Origin of the sequence: Streptomyces flavofungini, from assembly GCF_041028215.1 — a bacterium.
In the GTDB taxonomy this organism is placed as follows: Bacteria; Actinomycetota; Actinomycetes; order Streptomycetales; family Streptomycetaceae; genus Streptomyces; species Streptomyces flavofungini_B.
Genome location: NZ_JASKYR010001107.1, coordinates 1 through 1,823 on the forward strand (window position 1 = coordinate 1; position 1,823 = coordinate 1,823).

General features: G+C 74.8%; 1 protein-coding gene and 1 pseudogene. Both read right to left on the minus strand.

Annotated features, from left to right (window positions below):
* A partial coding sequence (locus AB8Z36_RS38830; RefSeq protein ID WP_369218071.1) for a PucR family transcriptional regulator ligand-binding domain-containing protein occupies nucleotides 1-964 on the minus strand: 964 nt, incomplete at its 3' end.
* Between the two features lie 136 nt (nucleotides 965-1,100).
* Nucleotides 1,101-1,823 (minus strand): annotated as a pseudogene (locus AB8Z36_RS38835) (ATP/GTP-binding protein); the annotation flags it as partial.

Consider the following 1,823-nt stretch of genomic DNA (forward strand, 5'->3'; position numbering starts at 1 on the left):
CGCCCGCCCYCGCCGYSGCCGACGCGGACGCCACCTCGGCGACGACGAGGCGGAAGGGAGCGTCCAGGAGGCCTCCGTACAGCTCACCGGCGACGGTGCGGGCGTGGTCGGGCTCCCCCGCGAGCAGCATCCGCAGCACCGCGGAGCCGATCCGCTGCTCGGCGGCGTGCAGCGACCGGGAGCGCTCGGTGGTGAGGGTGAGCAGGGCGATGGCGGAGTGCACCGCGTACCGCTCGGCGGTGCCGAGGGTGGACGCGGTGCCGACGGCGAGCGCGGCGCGCGGTCTGCGTCCGGTGCCGAGCGAGTGCAGCTCCACGCGGTCCTCGGCGCCCCCGACGACCGAGCTGGCGGGGGCGGGCCGCTCCCGCAGGCGCTCGACGTCGGCGGTGAGCCGGGCGGCCCTGCGCGCGGCCCACTCCGGTGCGGCGGCGACGACGGTGCCCGAGGCGTCGTACAGCGCGGCCCAGCCGTCGACCTGTCCGGCGAGGGCGAGGAGCAGGCCATCGGGGCCGTCGCTCAGCGTCTGCCTGGTCAGTTCGCGCTGGGCGGCGAACCCGGCGGTGACCGCCTTGTACTGCTCGGCTGCGATGGCGGCGGACACGGCCTTGCTGATGGCGAGGAAGGGGGTGCGGCGCGGCACTTCCAGGAGCGGCAGGTCCGCCTCCGCGGCGGCGTCGACGAGGGCCTTGGGGATGTCGGGGTAGTGGACGCCGACGGCGAAGCCGAGGCCGACCACTCCGGCATCGGCGAGCCGCCGCACATAGCGCCGCATGGCCGCCGGGTCCTCGGCGTCCAGTGTGAGCGCGGTGATCAGGAGCAGTTCGCCGCCCTCCATGTAGGGCACGGGGTCGGCGAGTTCGCTGGCGTGTGCCCAGCGCACGGGGGTGTCCAGGCGTTCCTCGCCGGCGCGCACGGTCAGCTTGAGCGCGGAGTGGTGGACGAGCGAGGCGAGCGTGGGCGGCATGGGACCTTCAGGTCTGCGGCAGGATGTGGATCTTTTGGCCGGTCCGTATGAACGGCCTGTGTCGATTCTGCCTCACCGTACGGTATGGACACGCCGTGAAAGCCGGACGCGTCACCCCGCCGGGTGGTGTCCGGAACTACCCCCGCAGGTCGACGAGGAGCGGCGGCGCGTGCTCACCGCGGACCGTGGTCAGCGAGAGCACGGCGTGGCCGGGGGGCAGGGCGTGGGCGAGGTCGGAGGCGGACCAGCGTTCGCGCTCGACCTTGCGGACGGTGACGGCGTCCGTCGTCACCGCCTTGCCGGTGACCAGCTTGCGCAGCGAGTGCAGGGCGCGGGTCACCGCCTGGTCGGCGAAGACGGTGTGCTGGGCGACCTCCTTGGTCTCGATCCACTCGGTGCCCCACGCCTCGGTGAACCGCCGCCCGTCCCAGGTCGTCACGCCGGAGAACGCCATCCGGCAGCCGACCGCCGCGTACAGCGGTCCCTGGAGCGGTTCGGGCACCTCGCCGATGGTGCGCAGGCCGAGCACGACGCCCGCGTTCAGCGACCGCAGCCGCTGGATGGCGCGCACGCTCTCCGCGGTGACGGTGCGGGCCGCGTCGTCCAGGAGCAGGCAGGCGAAGTGCGGGCGCCGGGGACGGCCGCGCACCACATGGCCGAACTGGGCGAGCAGCAGCCGCGCGAGCAGCCGCGAGGCCTCCTCGTGGCCGTGCTCGGGCAGGTCGACGCGGACCCGCAGCGGATGGTGGGCGACGGCCCGCATGGAGAAGGGGTGCCCGGTGCCGTCGGGGTCGAAGAAGTCGGCGAAGGCGGGCCGGTCGAGCAGGGCGAGGCGGTCGGCGAGCGCGGGGCCGGGGTC